This window comes from Cellulosimicrobium sp. 22598 (assembly GCF_052044445.1).
Taxonomy (GTDB): domain Bacteria; phylum Actinomycetota; class Actinomycetes; order Actinomycetales; family Cellulomonadaceae; genus Cellulosimicrobium; species Cellulosimicrobium cellulans_G.
This window is the reverse complement of the sequence record NZ_JBQEMZ010000022.1, coordinates 45,300-61,014: the sequence shown is the minus strand read 5'-3', so window position 1 is coordinate 61,014 and position 15,715 is coordinate 45,300. Positions and strand designations below refer to the sequence as shown.

At 68.3% G+C, this 15,715-nt stretch carries 20 protein-coding genes and 1 pseudogene; 11 read left to right on the top strand and 10 right to left on the bottom strand.

The annotated features are described in order from the left end of the window. Nucleotides 1-266 precede the first annotated feature (266 nt). Nucleotides 267-911, top strand: a complete 645-nt coding sequence (locus ACTJIY_RS18605) for a class I SAM-dependent DNA methyltransferase (RefSeq protein WP_440675309.1) — start codon at nucleotides 267-269, stop codon at nucleotides 909-911. 769 nt (nucleotides 912-1,680) lie between these two features. Here the strand turns inward: ACTJIY_RS18605 and ACTJIY_RS18600 are convergent. Genes ACTJIY_RS18600 through ACTJIY_RS18590 form a run of 3 tightly spaced genes read right to left on the bottom strand, consistent with a single transcriptional unit; the run spans nucleotide 1,681 to nucleotide 3,932 of the window. Beyond that, entirely contained in the window at nucleotides 1,681-2,463 is a 783-nt protein-coding gene (locus ACTJIY_RS18600) for a DUF3800 domain-containing protein (RefSeq protein WP_440675310.1), read from the bottom strand. A 60-nt stretch (nucleotides 2,464-2,523) separates the two neighbouring features. Then, the gene (locus tag ACTJIY_RS18595) at nucleotides 2,524-3,075 is read right to left on the bottom strand and encodes an SLATT domain-containing protein (protein WP_440675311.1); all 552 of its coding nucleotides are present in this window, start codon (nucleotides 3,073-3,075) and stop codon (nucleotides 2,524-2,526) included. Further along, nucleotides 3,069-3,932 carry a nucleotidyltransferase domain-containing protein gene (locus ACTJIY_RS18590; RefSeq protein WP_440675312.1) on the bottom strand — a complete coding sequence of 288 codons (864 nt, stop codon included), beginning with the start codon at nucleotides 3,930-3,932 and terminating at the stop codon, nucleotides 3,069-3,071. The genes ACTJIY_RS18595 and ACTJIY_RS18590 overlap by 7 nt, the downstream gene beginning before the upstream one ends. 181 nt (nucleotides 3,933-4,113) lie before the next feature. Between ACTJIY_RS18590 and ACTJIY_RS18585 the strand changes: the two genes are divergently transcribed. Together ACTJIY_RS18585 and ACTJIY_RS18580 are read left to right on the top strand one after the other, a co-directional pair. After that, nucleotides 4,114-4,263 carry a hypothetical protein gene (locus tag ACTJIY_RS18585; protein ID WP_440675313.1) on the top strand — a complete coding sequence of 50 codons (150 nt, stop codon included), beginning with the start codon at nucleotides 4,114-4,116 and terminating at the stop codon, nucleotides 4,261-4,263. A gap of 7 nt (nucleotides 4,264-4,270) precedes the next feature. Continuing rightward, the gene (locus ACTJIY_RS18580) at nucleotides 4,271-4,900 is read left to right on the top strand and encodes a DUF6338 family protein (protein WP_440675314.1); all 630 of its coding nucleotides are present in this window, start codon (nucleotides 4,271-4,273) and stop codon (nucleotides 4,898-4,900) included. Between the two features lie 22 nt (nucleotides 4,901-4,922). Here the strand turns inward: ACTJIY_RS18580 and ACTJIY_RS18575 are convergent, their stop codons facing one another. After that, nucleotides 4,923-6,179, bottom strand: a complete 1,257-nt coding sequence (locus ACTJIY_RS18575; RefSeq protein WP_440697253.1) for a DUF5677 domain-containing protein — start codon at nucleotides 6,177-6,179, stop codon at nucleotides 4,923-4,925. A 32-nt stretch (nucleotides 6,180-6,211) separates the two neighbouring features. Beyond that, nucleotides 6,212-6,658 (bottom strand): hypothetical protein, encoded by a 447-nt coding sequence (locus tag ACTJIY_RS18570; RefSeq protein WP_440675316.1) that lies wholly within the window; start codon nucleotides 6,656-6,658, stop codon nucleotides 6,212-6,214. 327 nt (nucleotides 6,659-6,985) lie between these two features. Between ACTJIY_RS18570 and ACTJIY_RS18565 the strand changes: the two are divergent. The 6 genes and pseudogenes from ACTJIY_RS18565 to ACTJIY_RS18540 form a co-directional block, all read left to right on the top strand. After that, nucleotides 6,986-7,177 (top strand): annotated as a pseudogene (locus ACTJIY_RS18565) (Ltp family lipoprotein); the annotation flags it as partial. Between the two features lie 20 nt (nucleotides 7,178-7,197). After that, nucleotides 7,198-7,338 (top strand): Ltp family lipoprotein, encoded by a 141-nt coding sequence (locus ACTJIY_RS18560; protein ID WP_440697252.1) that lies wholly within the window; start codon nucleotides 7,198-7,200, stop codon nucleotides 7,336-7,338. A 140-nt stretch (nucleotides 7,339-7,478) separates the two neighbouring features. Then, nucleotides 7,479-7,808, top strand: a complete 330-nt coding sequence (locus ACTJIY_RS18555; RefSeq protein ID WP_440675317.1) for a hypothetical protein — start codon at nucleotides 7,479-7,481, stop codon at nucleotides 7,806-7,808. Then, complete coding sequence (locus ACTJIY_RS18550; RefSeq protein ID WP_440675318.1) at nucleotides 7,805-8,086, top strand: hypothetical protein; 282 nt, start codon at nucleotides 7,805-7,807, stop codon at nucleotides 8,084-8,086. Before ACTJIY_RS18555 ends, ACTJIY_RS18550 begins: the two co-directional genes overlap by 4 nt. Before the next feature lie 1,009 nt (nucleotides 8,087-9,095). After that, entirely contained in the window at nucleotides 9,096-9,698 is a 603-nt protein-coding gene (locus ACTJIY_RS18545) for a hypothetical protein (RefSeq protein WP_440675320.1), read from the top strand. A 262-nt stretch (nucleotides 9,699-9,960) separates the two neighbouring features. Next, a complete protein-coding gene (locus tag ACTJIY_RS18540) occupies nucleotides 9,961-10,524 on the top strand; it encodes a hypothetical protein (protein WP_440675321.1) in 564 nt (187 codons plus the stop codon). 192 nt (nucleotides 10,525-10,716) lie between these two features. Here ACTJIY_RS18540 and ACTJIY_RS18535 read toward each other — a convergent pair whose 3' ends face one another. The 3 genes from ACTJIY_RS18535 to ACTJIY_RS18525 all read right to left on the bottom strand — a co-directional run bounded on the left by ACTJIY_RS18535 (nucleotide 10,717) and on the right by ACTJIY_RS18525 (nucleotide 12,581). Next, the gene (locus ACTJIY_RS18535; protein WP_440675322.1) at nucleotides 10,717-11,091 is read right to left on the bottom strand and encodes a hypothetical protein; all 375 of its coding nucleotides are present in this window, start codon (nucleotides 11,089-11,091) and stop codon (nucleotides 10,717-10,719) included. A 572-nt stretch (nucleotides 11,092-11,663) separates the two neighbouring features. Next, nucleotides 11,664-12,311 (bottom strand): hypothetical protein, encoded by a 648-nt coding sequence (locus tag ACTJIY_RS18530; RefSeq protein WP_440675323.1) that lies wholly within the window; start codon nucleotides 12,309-12,311, stop codon nucleotides 11,664-11,666. A 96-nt stretch (nucleotides 12,312-12,407) separates the two neighbouring features. Beyond that, the gene (locus ACTJIY_RS18525) at nucleotides 12,408-12,581 is read right to left on the bottom strand and encodes a hypothetical protein (RefSeq protein WP_440675324.1); all 174 of its coding nucleotides are present in this window, start codon (nucleotides 12,579-12,581) and stop codon (nucleotides 12,408-12,410) included. Nucleotides 12,582-12,698: 117 nt separating this feature from the next. Between ACTJIY_RS18525 and ACTJIY_RS18520 the strand changes: the two genes are divergently transcribed. Then, nucleotides 12,699-13,554, top strand: a protein-coding gene (locus tag ACTJIY_RS18520; protein WP_440675330.1) for an IS5 family transposase whose coding sequence is annotated in 2 segments (ribosomal slippage) — nucleotides 12,699-12,982 and nucleotides 12,981-13,554 — 858 coding nt in all. Because the reading frame shifts where the segments join, the coding sequence is not laid out codon by codon here. Here ACTJIY_RS18520 and ACTJIY_RS18515 read toward each other — a convergent pair. Next, nucleotides 13,543-13,902 carry a hypothetical protein gene (locus ACTJIY_RS18515; protein WP_440675325.1) on the bottom strand — a complete coding sequence of 120 codons (360 nt, stop codon included), beginning with the start codon at nucleotides 13,900-13,902 and terminating at the stop codon, nucleotides 13,543-13,545. The genes ACTJIY_RS18520 and ACTJIY_RS18515 overlap by 12 nt on opposite strands. A 365-nt stretch (nucleotides 13,903-14,267) precedes the next feature. On the opposite strand from ACTJIY_RS18515, the gene ACTJIY_RS18510 reads away from it, so the two are divergent. Next, entirely contained in the window at nucleotides 14,268-14,549 is a 282-nt protein-coding gene (locus ACTJIY_RS18510; protein WP_253055260.1) for a HesB/IscA family protein, read from the top strand. Between the two features lie 150 nt (nucleotides 14,550-14,699). Here ACTJIY_RS18510 and ACTJIY_RS18505 read toward each other — a convergent pair whose 3' ends face one another. After that, nucleotides 14,700-15,416 (bottom strand): M50 family metallopeptidase, encoded by a 717-nt coding sequence (locus tag ACTJIY_RS18505; RefSeq protein WP_353709567.1) that lies wholly within the window; start codon nucleotides 15,414-15,416, stop codon nucleotides 14,700-14,702. Between the last annotated feature and the right edge of the window lie 299 nt (nucleotides 15,417-15,715).

The following is a 15,715-nucleotide window of genomic DNA, read 5'->3' as shown; positions in this document are numbered from 1 at the left end:
CATCGGAGATCTCAGTACGCGACACGCTCCAAGCGTCACCCGCACACCACGAATCAACCTTTAGCAACACGCCCTAGACGGCCACGCCGACGCTGACGCCCGAGTACGAGGGCCCATAGACGAGATGGAAGGACTGGTAGAGGTGCGCCCGCGGCCCAAAGGCGTCGAGGCGGTCTTCGCTGGCGGGCGCACGGTTGTCGCGGACGCGGCGATCGGTGCAGACGTCGTTTCGTCGACGGGCTCGCGGGTAGGTAGCGTCCCTGTGCGTGAGCACTCCGGACCATCGCGAACAGACGCGGGTCGGCTACGACACGGTCGCAGCCGACTACGCCAGGTTGTTGCCCGCGCTGACTGCGGAGACGCGGCTGGATGTCGCCATGATCGACGACTTCGCTGACCGCTGCGCGAGCGCACAGCTTGGTCCGGTCGTCGACGCGGGTTGCGGCACCGGTCGCATCAGTGCTCACCTGGCTGCCGCGGGCCTGGACATCCTGGGCGTCGACCTGTCGCCGGGCATGATCGAGGTCGCCCGGCGAACTCATCCGCACCTGGTCTTCGACGTCGGCGCACTGGAGAAGCTCCCCGTGCCGGACGCCGCCGCCGGTGGCCTCCTCGCCTGGTACTCCCTCATCCACACAGCCCCCGACGGGCTCCCCGCCCTCGCCGCTGAGTTCGCTCGGGTGCTCCGCCCCGGCTCCTGGATGCTGACGGCCTTCCACGCCGGCGACGGCCGACGGGTGGAGCGCACCAGCGCCTACGGACATCCCATTGCGATGACCAACTACCTCCACGACCTCGTGCACGTACAGCACGTGCTCCACGAGGCAGGGTTCCACGTGCACGCCAAAGTGCACCGCGCGGCGGAAGGAGCGGAGAAGACGCCGCAGTCGATCTTGCTCGCCCGTAGGTGACGACGTCCGACATCCGCTCGAGGGCACCGTAGCCACCGCGCCGACGAGGTAGCCGCGCTGGTCGCGAAGGGGAGCGACCAGCGCGCCCGCAACCGGCATATCGTTCCCAAGTATGACATAAGGTACCTTATCGGCGCAACGTCCTTGCTGGTCAGGAGGGGTTTCGGGCGCTCATCCCCGGTGGTCGAGCTCGTCCTCGATGACCGCCTCGAGCTCGGCCGCGGACGGCAGCACGCCGCGAGCGTCCTCGGGCAGACCCTGGTAGTCCGCGACGGCAAGCCATCGCAGAGGAGGGCCTGCGACGTGCGGAACTGGGACTCTGGCCAGCCCCGTACGCGTGGGACTTTGACACTGACAAGACCCGCCTCGCGCGTGATCTGGCGACCTTCGTCGAGAGACTCACCGCCGCCCTCGACGAGTTGGAGACTGAGCTGATCGTCTTCGAGGCGGCGACCGACTGATGCTCCGGCCCGTACAGGCTGGCGGCGCGCCAATATTCGGCTCACTGCGCGAGGAGCCCGCGTGCCCGGGAACTCGCATCTCACGAGCACGCACCTCTACCAGTCTGCGACTGCGGGGTACGAGAGAGTGGCATCGCTCATTGACGTGCGACCTGGCAAGCCCGCGGGTTTTGCGCGGACCCAGGTGCGGTCGGGTGCGAGTTGTGCGGGGATGACTGGGACGGGGTTTGTTGTTACGGTGGTGTCTGCAAGGCCCTATGTGATCTTCGTGGTCACCCACAGGGTCTTGCACCTCGCGGACCCCCGGCCTAGGCCGGGGGTTCTTGCGTTGTCGGGTCGAGCCAGACGATGCCTCGCTCGGTATCGGGGAGCCAGTGGGCGCGGGTGCGGGTGTAGGCGCGGATCGCGTCGGGTACGACCTTGATCTTGGTGCCCCAGATCTCGGGGTGATCTTGGCGGTGCAGGTGGTAGGCGCCGTAGGCGATGAGGTAGACCGCTTGGATGAGCTGGCTGTACTGGCTGTCTTGCATGATGACGTCTTCGACGACGCGGCGCGTACCCAGGTCGAGGTCGCGGTGAGCGCGCCGGTAGGGAGCGGCGTTACGGACGGCGGCCTTCCAGAGCTCGCTCAGTTCTTCTGGGGTGGGCTCGCCCGCCCCGTGGTGCAGACCCTGCTGGCCGTCGTAGAACACCATCAGATGGGTCTCTTCCCGTGCGGCCCAGTCCTCGAGCCACGCGATGAACTGCGCGTAGACAGCGGGGTTGGAGGTCTGAGGGCTCGCTACGGTGACGACCTGGAAGTGCTTGAACGCGGACAGGTGGCTGAGCATGATGCGCCCGGTCGCAGCACGTTGGGTGGTGCCGAAGCCGTCGTTCTCCTCGGGGGTCTCGCAGAACTCACCACGCCCCTTGTACAGCTGGTTGGCGTGGAGCTCAGCGTGCTTGCGGACACCGTACAGGCGGTGGATCTCGCGTCTGCCGGTGAGCCAGGCGTCCAGGAGACCGCTCCAGTGCTCTGCCTCGACAAGCAGCGCGCTGAGCGTTGTCCCGTTCCTTGAGTCTCCCGAATCGTCGACGTAGCACAGGTACACGCCGCGAGCATCCCAGGGGCTCCCCGACTCCCAAGGCTCGGCGCAGCGACACAGGCCGCTTTAGCCGCCAGCCTCGGCCCGGTTCGGGGTGCCGCTTGGGGTGTGGTCGAAGTTGCCGGCGTCGATCTTGCGGCGCGCTGCGGCGAACGCACGGTTCGACGTCCCGGGGTTCTCGGCGTCGGCCACAGCCTTGTCACGGGCGAGAGAGGCGGCGAGCTCGCGCCAGGCGGCGAGCGGGAGCCCGTGGTCGGGGTCGAGGTCGAGGGCGATCGCCTGGCGGGTGCGCACTCGCAGTGCGCCGAGCCGGCGGCCCGCGTCCAGGTGTCGCCGTTCGGTGTCCTGGGGCTTGAGGAAGGTGACCAGCCCCGAGGCCAGTGCCGCGACCAGGGCGGCAATCCCCGGGACGGCGGGCGTCGTCTGCGCGACGACGGTCGCGGCCGCGACCGTGGCGGCGATGGTGGCCGTGAGCCCAAGGAGAAGGTGCAAGCGCCCGTAGTGGGTGGCGGTGGCGAAGTGCGCCTTCTCGGTCCACAGCAGGTCTTCCTCGAGCGCCTGCAGCTCGCGCACGATCTGGGCCCGGTACCGGCCCTGTGCGGGCTCGGGGCTCACCATGGCGGGTACGGGAAGTCGTTGCCGAACACGTCGGCCATGGCCAGCCAGTACGTGGTCTTGGTGTCTGCGCGGCTGTCGATCTCGTACGCCTCGTCCAGGTGGTGCTTGGCCTCGCGCAGCAGCCGCAGGGTCGTGCGGCGGTTCTCCTCGGAGGAGACCGCGTGGATCCGCGAGACGTACCCCGTGGGGTCGTTCATGTCGGAGAGCCCGCCCGCGATCAAACGCCCGATCAAGAACCTCAGATCGAGGTGATAGAGGATCAACGACTGCGACTTCGCGTACTCGGCGGTGCGCATCTCGAGGTAGAAGCTCGACACCGGTGCCCCGGTGTGCATCTTCCACTGCTTGAGGAGCCGGGCGAGGGGCTTGACCCGCTTGTTCAGGCGGTCGTTCTGGTTGTTGACGAACCGCAGGTGCGGCTTCGGGGCGGACTCGACCCACCGGTCACCGGGGCCCGGGATCTGGAAGATGTTGTCGTCGCCGCGGCTGGACTGCCACCAGGCGGGGACGACCTCGAAGTGCGGCGGCCCGGCGAACCGGACCTGCACGGTCGGGCTCGACACCCGCAAGTTCGCGATCGCCCAGTGGGAGCCTTGCAGGGCCGACTTCATCGCCGCCAGCGCACTGCTAGGACGAGTGGGCTGCAGCCCGCTCGCCCAGGCCATGAGGTCGACGTCGCTGTGCCCTGCCAGTGCGGTGCCGTGCGACCACGATCCGCTCTCGAAGACGTAGTCCGCGTCAAGGGCACAGGCTTCCAGCGCCTTCTCGATCGCTGCACGCCGCTCGGAAACGACCGTCCGATCGTAGGCGCTAGGGATCAGGGTCGTGACGTACTGATCGACCAGGCCACTCACCATCGACGATTCCCTCCTCGTGCCGCACACCCTAGTAGAGGGGGTCAGAGCCCCGGACGGGACTCGGCTAGCGATACGACACTTGCCGAGAACTTCGCCCGTACACATCGACGACATTGTCGTGGGGCGGTGGAAGACTGGCGGGCACCCCCCACCTGGGCGAAGACCTACCCCGAGGAGTGACATGAGCGAGCCGAAGGACGACCCCCGTACGACCGTGGACCTGTCCCAACTGGAGGAGAAGGGCCTCCTCGGGTCTGCCTACACGACAGTCGACACGGGCAAGGTCGGCGCGAACGACGTCGTGGACATCGCGAACGACAACAGCGACTAACAGGGCTGTGGTTCCTGACAGCCTGGCGGCGCTCGTCTCGTTCCTCCTTCTCCTCGCACCCGGAATCGTCTGGCAACTGCAACGGGCGCGATACCGGCCAGCGGTGAAGGAGAGCGCGCTGATCGAGGTATCACGCGTGGTGATCGCCTCGCTGGCAGCAACCGGGGCCGCGGCGGCGATCCTTGCTTGGTGGGTATGGATGCCCCTCTACCGCCACGCGGAGGCAACAGGCACCAGTACGTCGCCGCTCACGCCTGTGCCGTACATCGCGGCCGTGGTCGCGACGTCGTTGCTCGCCTGCGGTCTCGCCCTGTTGGTCTCGCTGGTGAAGTGGCCCGGGCGCGCTCCGATCAACGAGGGTCGGATCTGGAGCCAAGGGTTCATCGACCTCCGGCCGGCCGATGCGCGAGCCACCTATCTCACAGTGGAGCTGCTCGACGACACGATCTGGAAGGGTGAGCTGCTCGGGTTCGATTCCGACCCTGAAGACACTCACCGGAGCCTCGCCATTGGTCCACCGGTGCGACGGAGGCGGCCGAACGGGAAGGAGTTCGACGACCTGGACGATCGCTGGCGGCTGGTCATCCTGCCTGAGTCTCAGATCAAGTCGATTCAGGTCGTTTACTCCAAGAACTAGCCCGGTGCTTCTTCGCTGGGTCTCATTGCTCGGACGTTCCGGTCATGCCTGCTTGGGACCATCCGTGCTTGTCGAGCTCGGCGCAGAATCGGTGCCACTGCTCGGTCGAGGCGGGCCAGAACCCTGCGGCCGGCGACGCGAGCACACCCGGAGCCGGGCTCAGACGCAGGTCCGGCATGGGGATCAGGGGTGGACGCTGGGCGTAGACACCCCCTTCGAACGTGGCCATGAGCTTCCTCGCGATGTCGATCCGTGCCGCGGTGCGCGGGGGTATCGGGTCTGGCGGGTCCACGGGCATGACGACGTCATCGACGGGCCGGTAGTAGAACCACCGCACTCGGGAGGGGTGGATGACGACCGCGATCGCAGGCCCAGGTGGTGCGGTGGTGGGCCAGATCTTCGCGTCCTGCTCGCGCAGCGCGTCTCGGATCTTTTGCCAGTCCAGGAGGAGGTTTCCTGTCGCGCCTCGGATCTCTTCGGCCTCACCGTTGGGCCATCGCTGCACGATCTTGTCCATCAGCTGGTAGAACCACGCGAGGCCTTCCCACCAGGCCGTGGCGGCTAATTCGAGATCGTGACCGGTGCGGTGCACGATGGCCCCATCGATGCGGCGCACCACGCCGTCCAGCGATCCGCTCGACCCGTGGATGGCCGCGGACAACAGCGAGTAGCCGTCATAGTCGTCCAGCAGGCCGTACCCCTTCGCGCGTTGCCTGACGCTTCCCTGTGCCCACCCGAACTCGTATCGCTCGCCGTAGGCCTCGACCGCCCGGCGGAGCGGCCTACGTGCAGCCTGCGCCAGGTCGTCTAGTCGCCGTGTTTCACGTCGCGCTTCCCCGCGGGCGAGTACCTGCAGGTGGTCTCGGCGCTTGGCGCGCAGCTTCTGGACCGCCCACCGGTGGTCCATGTAGCGCTTGCTGGTGTTAGTCGTCGACTCGATGACGTCGCAGAGGTTCAGTAGGTGCTCGAACAGGGTTCGGGCGCGCAGCGCCGCGGATCGTCCGTCGAACTCGTCGACGTGTCGGATCACTGCCAGCGCGTCGGTCATGGCGGCCGAAAAGATGAGCGGCGGTGCACCGGGGTCGAGATGGCGGAAGACCCCGCCGACGATCAGGGGCACCTCCCACCGGTACCGTTCGACCTCCTCGCGGACCGCGGCGGGCAGAAGGTCGCTGAGGTGGATGTCGATCGTGGAGGGCTCTGGCGCCTCGCTCGGGACGCGCGGGTCGGGTCCGGAGAACAGCCTTCCGAAAGCACTGTCCCTCGGCTGCCCACGCACGGCACCTGGCATACAGATCTCCCTTCCCGCGATCAGACCACAAAGTGTGGCCTACTGCGGCGGGCCGCCGTGCTCGGGGCCGCGGGTGGGGTCGTCGTAGCGGCGCCGTTGTTCCTCGGCCCGGCGGCGTTGTTCGTCCTGGAGCTGGCGGGCGCGTTCGGCCAGAGTGTGAGTGTCAGCAGCCTGTAGGGCGCGTCGGTGGGAAGCTGTGTCTGCTGGCGGCGCGTGAGCAGTGCGGCCGCAAGGATGCCGTCGATATCGTCCGGGCTCGACAACAGCCGCTTGGCGAGGTCCTCCGCGTTGACGCTGAGCGAGTCTGTGGCGTCGAGAATCGCGCCTTTGGCGGCGTTGCGGACCGCCGGGGATTTTCGGAACTGGTCGACAGCGTTCGCGTCGGCGGCGGCGATCACTTCGGGGTTGGCCAGGATGGTGTCGATGACCACGGTGATGACACCTCTCAACGAGCGGCGGAACACCATGGCGCACAGCCTCCGGTACGACGACGCCCCCAATCCCACCAGCCTCGTGGCCCGGCGCCAGAAGCGCGGCGCGTCACATGCCGGCGACGCTCACGAGAGCACTGGACGGTCGACGACTTCGCCGCGTTTCAGTAGCAAGCCGAGGACGCGTACATCGACGAGGTGAACCACCTGTTTGACGCCACCGCACAGGCCTCTGCAGCGACGAACGGTGAACGGGACCCGTTGAACCACTTCGAGGAGCGGTGGCCGAAACAGCACCTCCAGATCGGTCCCGATCAGTTGCCCATCTTCCCCGTGGGAACCGCCGCGGCGGCAGTCCAGCACATGTGCCCGCAGTGCGCAGGAGACCTCGCGACCGCACAGCAGCGTACGCAGGACCTCGCGAACCAGACGCCGTCGCAGGAGCAGGCGATTGCAGAGGCTCAGGAGTACCTCGACTACACCGCGTTCTCGCGCGAGGGCCTCATTGATCAGCTCGTGTACGAGCAGCTCAGCAAGGAGGACGCGACGATCGCCGTCGACCACATCACGGTCGATTGGACGAGCAGGCCGTCGCGGAGGCGAAGGAGTACCTCGACTACACCGCGTTCTTGCGTGGCGGCCTCATCGACCAGTTTCGGTACGAAGGCTTAACACGCAAGCAGGCCGAGTTCGGCGCCACTGGCGCTGGGCTGTAGATCTGCACAAGGTTCAAGAAGCCACCGGCCGGACTTCGGCTCAGCCCACTGCGCGGCCGTGGTGCAGGGCCCGCTACGGTGTGTGCTCCTGACCCGCCCTGACGTTTGGATGCGCGTCGGCGCGAGATCGGTGCCTGCGCGTGAGCACGAAGGTCCTGCTGCTGTCGCCGTTTCGCGATGGGATGAGCGAGGAGAACTGGGCACCGATGACGCACGTCCAGGAGGTCCGCACATTGTTCCTGAGGTCAGGCTCCGGGTTCGGCCTGATCGGCCCCCGCAGGCCGATCAACATGGACTGGGCCGGCTGGTGGATCACCGAGCACGCCGCGGAGATCGACGAGCGCACGGTGGTCTACATCGACGGTCACTCGTACGTGTGGGACAAGCAGAAGGGCGCCTCCGCTGCTGGATCGGCGGCGAGTGGGACGCGCTGGAGAAGCGGATGCGGGGTGGAGCGTTCCTGCCGATGAACTTCGACCCACGCGACGCTGTCAGCCCCGGTGTCCTCGTCATCGGTGGATGCGAAGCGGCGATGGAGGGGTGGATCGAGCAGTTCTTCCGCATCGTCGCCCCCGGGACGCCCGTCGTGGCGAGCACTGGGGAGACCGACGGGGAGGATGCGCCCGATCTCATCCCGAAGTACGTCCTGAAGCCGTTCGCCGAGGGCCGGTTCGATCCTGAGACCTTTCCGTCGGTGATCCTCGAAGAGCAGAAGACGGCGGGCTGGCACTGCGTGCTGTCGCGGTGACTCGGCTGGCCCTGGACCACTGACCTACGATCCAGGCATGCTCGTGCGCGCCACCATCCAGCAGATCCGCCCGACAGCGCTCGGACCTACGAGTTGGAGTCCCGCGACATCGTCGCCGAGGACGCTGCCTCCTACGAGGCGGGCAAGGCGATCATCGCCCCGCAGGTGCCCCGGGGGCTGGCGGATCATCGGGTACTCGCGCTGGTAGCCGACCACACGGTGCGGTAGCGCAGCGCGGTCTCCGACCACAATGATCTGGTCTATGGAACTGGGGACCGTCGCGGTGATGATCGGCGCCATCGTGGCCGGCATCGCAGTTGTCGCGCAGGCGTCGACTGCCAGGTGGACCGCCAAGCACAGCGAGGCACTGTCAGACCGACGGGCCCGTGAGGAGCGCTTCCGCGCGGAGCGATGCAGCGCGTACTCGGCGTTTCTCGGCGCGGCGCGCACGGCGCATCGCGAGGTATGGGTGGGCACTCGGTAATCGGGCGGGTGAGCCGGATCCGAAGACGCTCGCCATCTGGGGCGAGATCACAGCGGTCGCGGAGACGGATCAGCCTCGGATCGACCTTTCGCCGGTCGCCAGGCATCGGGCGCTGAACGATCTCGCCGCGCCGATCAGTCTGCTGAACCCGCACTCAAGCAGCTGGCCGACGGCGTCATCATCGCTGTGACGATGTTCCTCGACGACGTCGAACGAGGTGACCGGCACGGGGCTCACGAGGACAATCCCTCCGAGAAGTTGAACGCCTTCGAGGATGCAGCCGCTGAGGACCTGTCGAGCAGGAATCCGGTGACGCCTGCGACCGCGGGGCGCATGGGCAGACGCCGGATCCAAGCGTGACGCGCTGACGAGGAGCGAGTAGCCTCGATCCCGGCACCCGGACGTGCCTGCAGCTCGCGCGAAGGCCTCGCCAGTCCGAGTAGGACCACATGGACGATCCGCTGTTCTTCGACACCGGCTCGACCGCCATGCGAGCGCGGAACTCGGGCCTGGATCAGGACAGCCGTGAACTCCATCCGCTATTTCAAGGACCGCGCCAAAGCCCAGCTGCGGGCTGCCCGGCATACATCCGACCGGGCAGCCGACCCCGGGGCAAGCTCGCTCCAGCGGGTCCAGCACCAGGTCGCGGTCGACGCCGGGTTCCGCTCGTGGGGCGATCTCCTCGCAGCGCCTGAGGCCGAGCGGCAGCTGGTCATCGTCATGGACCGCGAGCCGACGCTGACCATCTCCGGCTTCAGTGCCGGTCATGGCAAGACGCCCCAGGAGCGCCGCGAGCAGTTCGCGAACTCGCGCGCCGAGCTGCGCAGCAGTGCCGCGCACGTCGACCAGGTGCGCGAGTGGCTGGTGGCGAACATCGCGCCGCTCAAGAACGTCAACGACCGCGCAGGTAGCTACGGCGTCAAGCACTTCGCCGAGGACTCGATGGGCGCGCACGTCTTCAACGGCGAGCTCATCGCGGCCGCAATCATCGCGGGGTACGCCTACGCCCGCCCGAGGCTGGGCTCACCGAACACGGAGTTCGCCATGAGCCAGCGCAGCATCACGGCGGTCCGTCAGGCCAACGACGCCGCGAGGCAGGCCCGGTACCGGGCGCGGGCGCAGCCGTAGTCCGGGCAGAACAGGAGGCCCCCGCAGCCGGATGGCTGCGGGGGTCTCTGCTTTGGGGCGCAGCGATGCTCGGCGCATCCTCTTGCCGGTGTGCTCCTCAGCGCGCTTGGGTCACTGATTCTGATCGCACCGGCAGCCTGCGGCACGGTGGGCACTGCCGCCATGGCAAGCATCGCGGGCCAGGTCGGGCACAGCCGAGGAAGACCCGCACCTCGCCGAGCTGTAGAGGCATTGCACCCGGGGGATCCGGCACGATCCCTGCGTGGACGAGCAGGCACACGAGGCAGACGTCGAGCGAGCGCGGGCTGTGCTGCGTGCGATAGCCGAGGCACCCCGCCCGTCTTCCGTCTCCAACCTCGGATCTCGATACCAGGACGAGACGACATTCGACGACGCGATGAAGCGTGTCGGCATCGACGACGTGGACCAGCGGGCCTGGGTAGTCCGCCATCTCGACCTGGCACTCGCTCCGAGCGTCACCGTCTGCGGCCACCAGATCGTCTTCTGGGCCCCGTCGTCCCGCGATCACGTCGCGATCGGGATGAAGGTCTGGGCTCGCCCCGACGGGGTGGTTCCCGAGGGTCACGAGCGAGTCGGGTGGAACCGGCTCGCGTGCGCGTATCGCACTCGGGTCTCGTTCCCGTACCGCGACGATGTCGAGGGCGACTACGACTTCGAGACGGTCTATCGGTGGCGGTCCGTCCCGATTCCCGGCGCTCCGGGCAGAGGCCGGCGAGCCGCCTCCGACACCTCCAGGCCGGCAGCCGTGTGCGCCGGCTGCTTCATGGTGCTGCCCGCATCCGGGGCGTGCGACGAGTGTGCCTGACCTGTCGTGTCTAGGTCCGGCCGCGATCGGTCCTGGCGCTCGTCGTCGTCCTAGGGATTCTCGCCGTCGCCCCACGGCACGGTGGGAGGCGGGTCGCGACACCGGCTGAGACTTCGACCCTGGGGTCGTAACCGAGACCATCGGTGGCGAGACCAGGTGCGTACACCGCCCAGGCTGCTGGGGCTACGTCCTCTACTCGTCGGTGCCGGCGTCTGAGCCAGGCCGACTCATCAGCTCGACGATGCCGGTCACTGTCTCGAAGTGCTCGCGGGACAGCGCCTGGTTCAGCGCGAGCGTCAGCGTGAACAGGTGCACCTCGTCCAAGGATGCAGCGAGCAGCTTGCCGAAGTCGTCGGTCGAGTTCGAGGCACCGATACCGTCGTCGAGCGCGTTGACGAAGGCGGCGATGGGCTCGGCGACCATCGCGAGCATCGTGCGGGTTCCGGTGATCGCGCCGGCGATGTCGTCGTCGGAGTTGGCGGGCCTGATCCGGTCCCTGACGCCGTCGAGCGCGCGGGACAGCGCCGCCAGGTCGAACGTGCCGTCATCGGTCGTGATCTCAGCCATCGGTGCTCATCTGCCCATCTCGCCTGCGGACCGTCCTCGGTTCGCCCGACATGCTGGCAGGTGGGCACGGTATCTGTCGACGCCGGCACCGGCCTGTGGGCAACTGTGGGCGCGCAGGCAAGCCGTCGAGCTCGTCGTGGCTGCGGTTTGCCAGGAAGCATGCGTGCTTGAGTGTGCGCGCAGCGCCGCTGGACCGCGGGACTCATCGGCGGCGGACTGCCGGTGCCCACAGCCACGCGACGGCCTCGCGCCCCATGCCTATCGACGAGGCTGACGTGATCCTGGCGCCCGTCCTGCGTCCACGAGTCGGCTACGCCGTCAAGGAGCGACTCGCCTGACTGCCGCTGCGTGACCCAGGCTCGCACGGGCAGCGGCGTCGGCGGCGTCACGACCTCGACGCCCCGGCGCGACTGCGCAGGCGCACCAACGATCGGTCCCTAGTCGGAGTCATCTCGATGCCGTGCTGACCGATCGCGCGCCGACCCTCGCCGGTCGTGTTGAACTCCCTGTGACCCCACAAGGTTAGAACAGGTGATCGAGCTACGAGCCTCCGTCGGCGGGGATGACATCGCTCAGCGCTCACCCGAATCAGACCCGGACGCCGAGCGCGCTTGTGCCGTGACCCATGCGGGGAAGCGACGCACCGCCGTCATGACCAGTTGCCGGACGTCCTCAGAAACTGACGTCTGACGAACTGCGGCGTACGGGTCGGGTTCGCCCGACAAGGCGGCGGTCGCCATGTCTCGTGCCCATGCCGCTACCGTCGGACGGGTCCAGCGCCCGACGAGCCACATCAGGACCATTGCCATGACGGACGCGGCGATCGCACTGACGGCTGAAAGCCCTATGACGAGGGAGGTGTCGGGCTTGACCGCAGCAACTCCGTCCTCAATTGAAATCTGCCGACCCTGCTGGAAGCCGATCCACGCCGCAACCTCAGCGAAGCTCACTGACAGACCCGTCACGATGAGGAAGGTGGTGAGCTTTCGGCGGATCATCGACCGCTCGACGACCCACACGCAGGCGAGATGCAACGCCTCGCCCTCCATCAGCTGCCGTCGCTCAGACCCGTGAGGGAAGACGCGCGCGAGCTCGCTGAGCCGTTGGACCTCGCGTGCCAGGCGGCCTCGACGGGTCAGTGCACCGGCGCCGGCCGTCACGACGACAGAGACAACACCCGCCGCGGCGCTGACGGCTGCAAGTCCGAGGTTTGCGTCCACGCTCGGCACGTTAGCGCCAGGGCTTGTCGCAGGGGCTCGCGTGAGCAGCCGCGACCGGGTGAATCAGTCGGCGTCTGAGGTGCAGGTCGTCCGCGTTCAGCGGTCGCCGTTGCCCCACTCGACCAGCTTGCCGATCGCGGCCTCGGTGCCCGGTTTCATGCCGTCGGCCAGAACCTCGGCCGTCCCCTTCCAGGAGCGCATCGCGTGAAGCAGTTCGGTGTTGGCACCCGGCTCGGACGACCGCGCGAGGCCGCCGACCTCCTCGACCATCGCGTCGAGACTAGGGCGTGTCTCCAAACCTCTCGGCGTCGCGCACGGCAGACTCGCGGGGTGAGTTCTCGGACCTCGGTGCTGACCGATGAGCAGTGGGAGCGAGTCGCCCCGTTCATGCCGACGGTGGGCCCGAAGGGCGGGCGCCAGCACGCCGATCACCGCACCGTGATGGAGGGCATCGTCTACCGGTACCGCACTGGGATCCCGTGGCGGGACCTTCTTCGCGAGCCGTTCGGTCCGTGGCAGACGGTCTGGAAGCGTCACCACCGGTTCACGGTCGACGGGACGTGGGACCAGATCTGGTCGGCACTGCTGGCCGAGGCCGACGCGGCGGGGCAGATCGACTGGGAGGTCTCGGTCGACTCCACGATCAGCCGTGCTCACCAGCATGCGACGAACACGACCCGCCCCGACCAGGACACAGGGGGCGGGTGCGAATCACAAGAACCGCTCTCGTGAGCGGGTCCACAACGAACCTGCCGGCCACGGCATCGGCCGGTCGCGAGGCGGGCTGACAACCAAGATCCACCACGCCGTAGACGGCAAAGGGCGGCCCTTGGCCGCGATCGTGACCGCCGGGCAGTGCCACGACGGGCAGCAGCTCAAAGCCGTTCTCGACGACATCTGGGTCCCCCGCACTGACGGCGGCCGCCCGCGTACTACGCCGGCCGCGCTGCTTGCGGACAAGGCGTACTCGTCCGCGGCCACCCGTGCCCGACTGCGCACCCGCGGGATCCGGGCCGTGGTTCCTGGGCGCGAGGACCAGAAGGCCAACCGCAAGCGCAAGGGCTCGGCCGGCGGCCGCCCGCCCATCGTCGACCTCGAGAAGTACAGAAAGCGCAACGTCGTCGAGCGGTCCTTCAATCTGCTCAAGCAGTGGCGCGGCCTCGCCACCCGCTACGACAAGCACGCCACCATCTACCGCGGCGCCATCGTCCTGGCCGCAATCGTCGTGTGGCTACGAAGCTGACCCGTTGATTCGCCTCATCGTCTGACGGGCTGACGCACGCGAGACGCCGATCCGCAGCCGGAACTCGGAGTCGTCAACTGCGCTCGGGCCGTGAAGGACCTCGTCAAGAGCGTTGACGATCGCGAGCACGTCATCTGCTCCGAGCACGTACTCGTCACGGGCGAGCCACTCGTCACCCGGACCGTCCCACCCGTCAGGCGGTACGCGATACCGGCCTGCCTGCAGACAGTCGTCGCAAGCCCAAGCGTCCTCCGTCGGCAGGCCGAGCCAGGAAGAGCGCATCCGAGACTCTTTCGACAACGGACCCATGCACCAGTCGCAGTAGTCCTGCTCGTAATCCGTCGCCATGACGAAAACCTACCGCTGAGCTGAACAACACTTCGGGTTAGGAGACGTGCCCCAGAGGCCCTGGACGCTCGGCGTCCACGCACAGGTTACCCGCGTACCTGGGGCGGCAGTTCGTGCCGACCTTGGTGTAGAGAGCGCGCGGGCGCGGACTCTACGCGTGTCGTCGGGCGCTGTCACGCGCGGTCTTGGTCCGTGAGAAATTCGGTGAGAATCGGGCGATTCGCTTGCGAGTCGAGCCCGTTCTTGTTTCGGTGGAGTGGACCGAGGGGCTCGCGGGAGGGTGCACCGACGGCAGGTCACGCCGGCCAGGCGTGAGCCGCACGGACGTGTCCCGCAGGCCCCGCCCGGCGACGAGAGGAGCTCTCGTGCTCACCCTGACCGACAACGCCCGTACCGCTGTCCACGACCTGCAGACCCAGGCCGGTGTCCCGGAGGGAGGCGGTCTGCGGATCGCCGAGTCCGCGGACCAGGCGGGCAGCTTCGAGCTCGCGCTCGTGCCCGGCCCGCAGCCTGACGACACGGTGGTCGAGGACGGTGAGGCGAAGGTGTTCGTGGAGTCCGCCACGGCCCCGACCCTCGCGAACCTCACGCTCGACACGGACCCGAACGCGCAGGGCCCGGCGTTCGTCCTGACTCCTCAGGGCTGACCCCACCAGTTCTCCCGGCGCCCGCGCCGGACGATCTCGACGACGCGTCCTCCTCCTCCAGGCGCGTCTCTGGTCGCACGACGGGCCGTCCGCTCCGGCGGGCGGCCCGTCGTCGTGCCGGGCGGCGGCAGCCTCTTCGCGCCGTCCTCCTCAGGCCGCCGGCCCCACGATCCACGAGCCGCCGAGCACGGCGGCGCCCAGCGTGACGACGAGGAACACCCCGACCCAGAACAGCCCGGGCAGGTGCGTGAGGCGCGCGAGGATGTCGGCGTCGGAGGTCGCCGCCCGTCCGCGCGACCGCTCGCTCTGCAGCTCCAGCACGGGCCGGACCGCCCCGAGCAGAAGGAACCACGTGACGGCGTAGGCGACGGCGCTCTGCACGTCGGGCGACGCCCACCACGACACGCCCACGAGGGCGGCTCCCGTGACGAGCACGGACCACAGCCCGAACCAGTTGCGGATCTGCAGCAGCATGAGGGCGAGCAGCACGACGAGCAGCCACAGCAGCCCGACGGCGTAGCCCTGCCGCAGGAGCGCAGCGGCGCCGAGCCCGATGAGGCCCGGTCCGACGTACCCCAGGAACGCGGTGAGGATCATGCCGAACCCCCGCGGCCGGCCCGACGACACGGTGAGGCCGGAGGTGTCGGAGTGCAGCCGGATGCCCGAGAGGCGCCGTCCGGTGAGCAGCGCGGCGAGCGCGTGCGAGGCCTCGTGCGCGATCGTCACGACGTGCCGCGCGACGCGCCAGACCGGCGTGACCAGCACGACCGCCAGGGCGAGCACGCCCATCGCCACGACGACGGCGGTCGCCGGGGGCGCGACGGGCGTCGTCGCGGCCTCCCACACCTGCCCGACGACGTCCCCCACGGAGGAGGCGACGTCGCCTCCGGAGGTGGTCCCGCCGTCGGACAGCACGGCTCGGGCTACGGCGAGGGAGGGCGTCGGCGCGTGCACGCGCGCCATTCCACCACAGACGGCTCGGAGCCCGCCGAGAACGACTCCGCGCGCGGTCGAGCACGACATGGCGGTCGCGAAGACGCCGTTGACGTCCTCCATGTCGTGTTCGGCGGCTGACCCGGCGCGTGCCGCCGGCGACGAGACGCACCTCACCCGTGCTCCGGCGTCCGGCATGAGACACTGGAGGTTCGAGGGCAGCGCGATCCCGC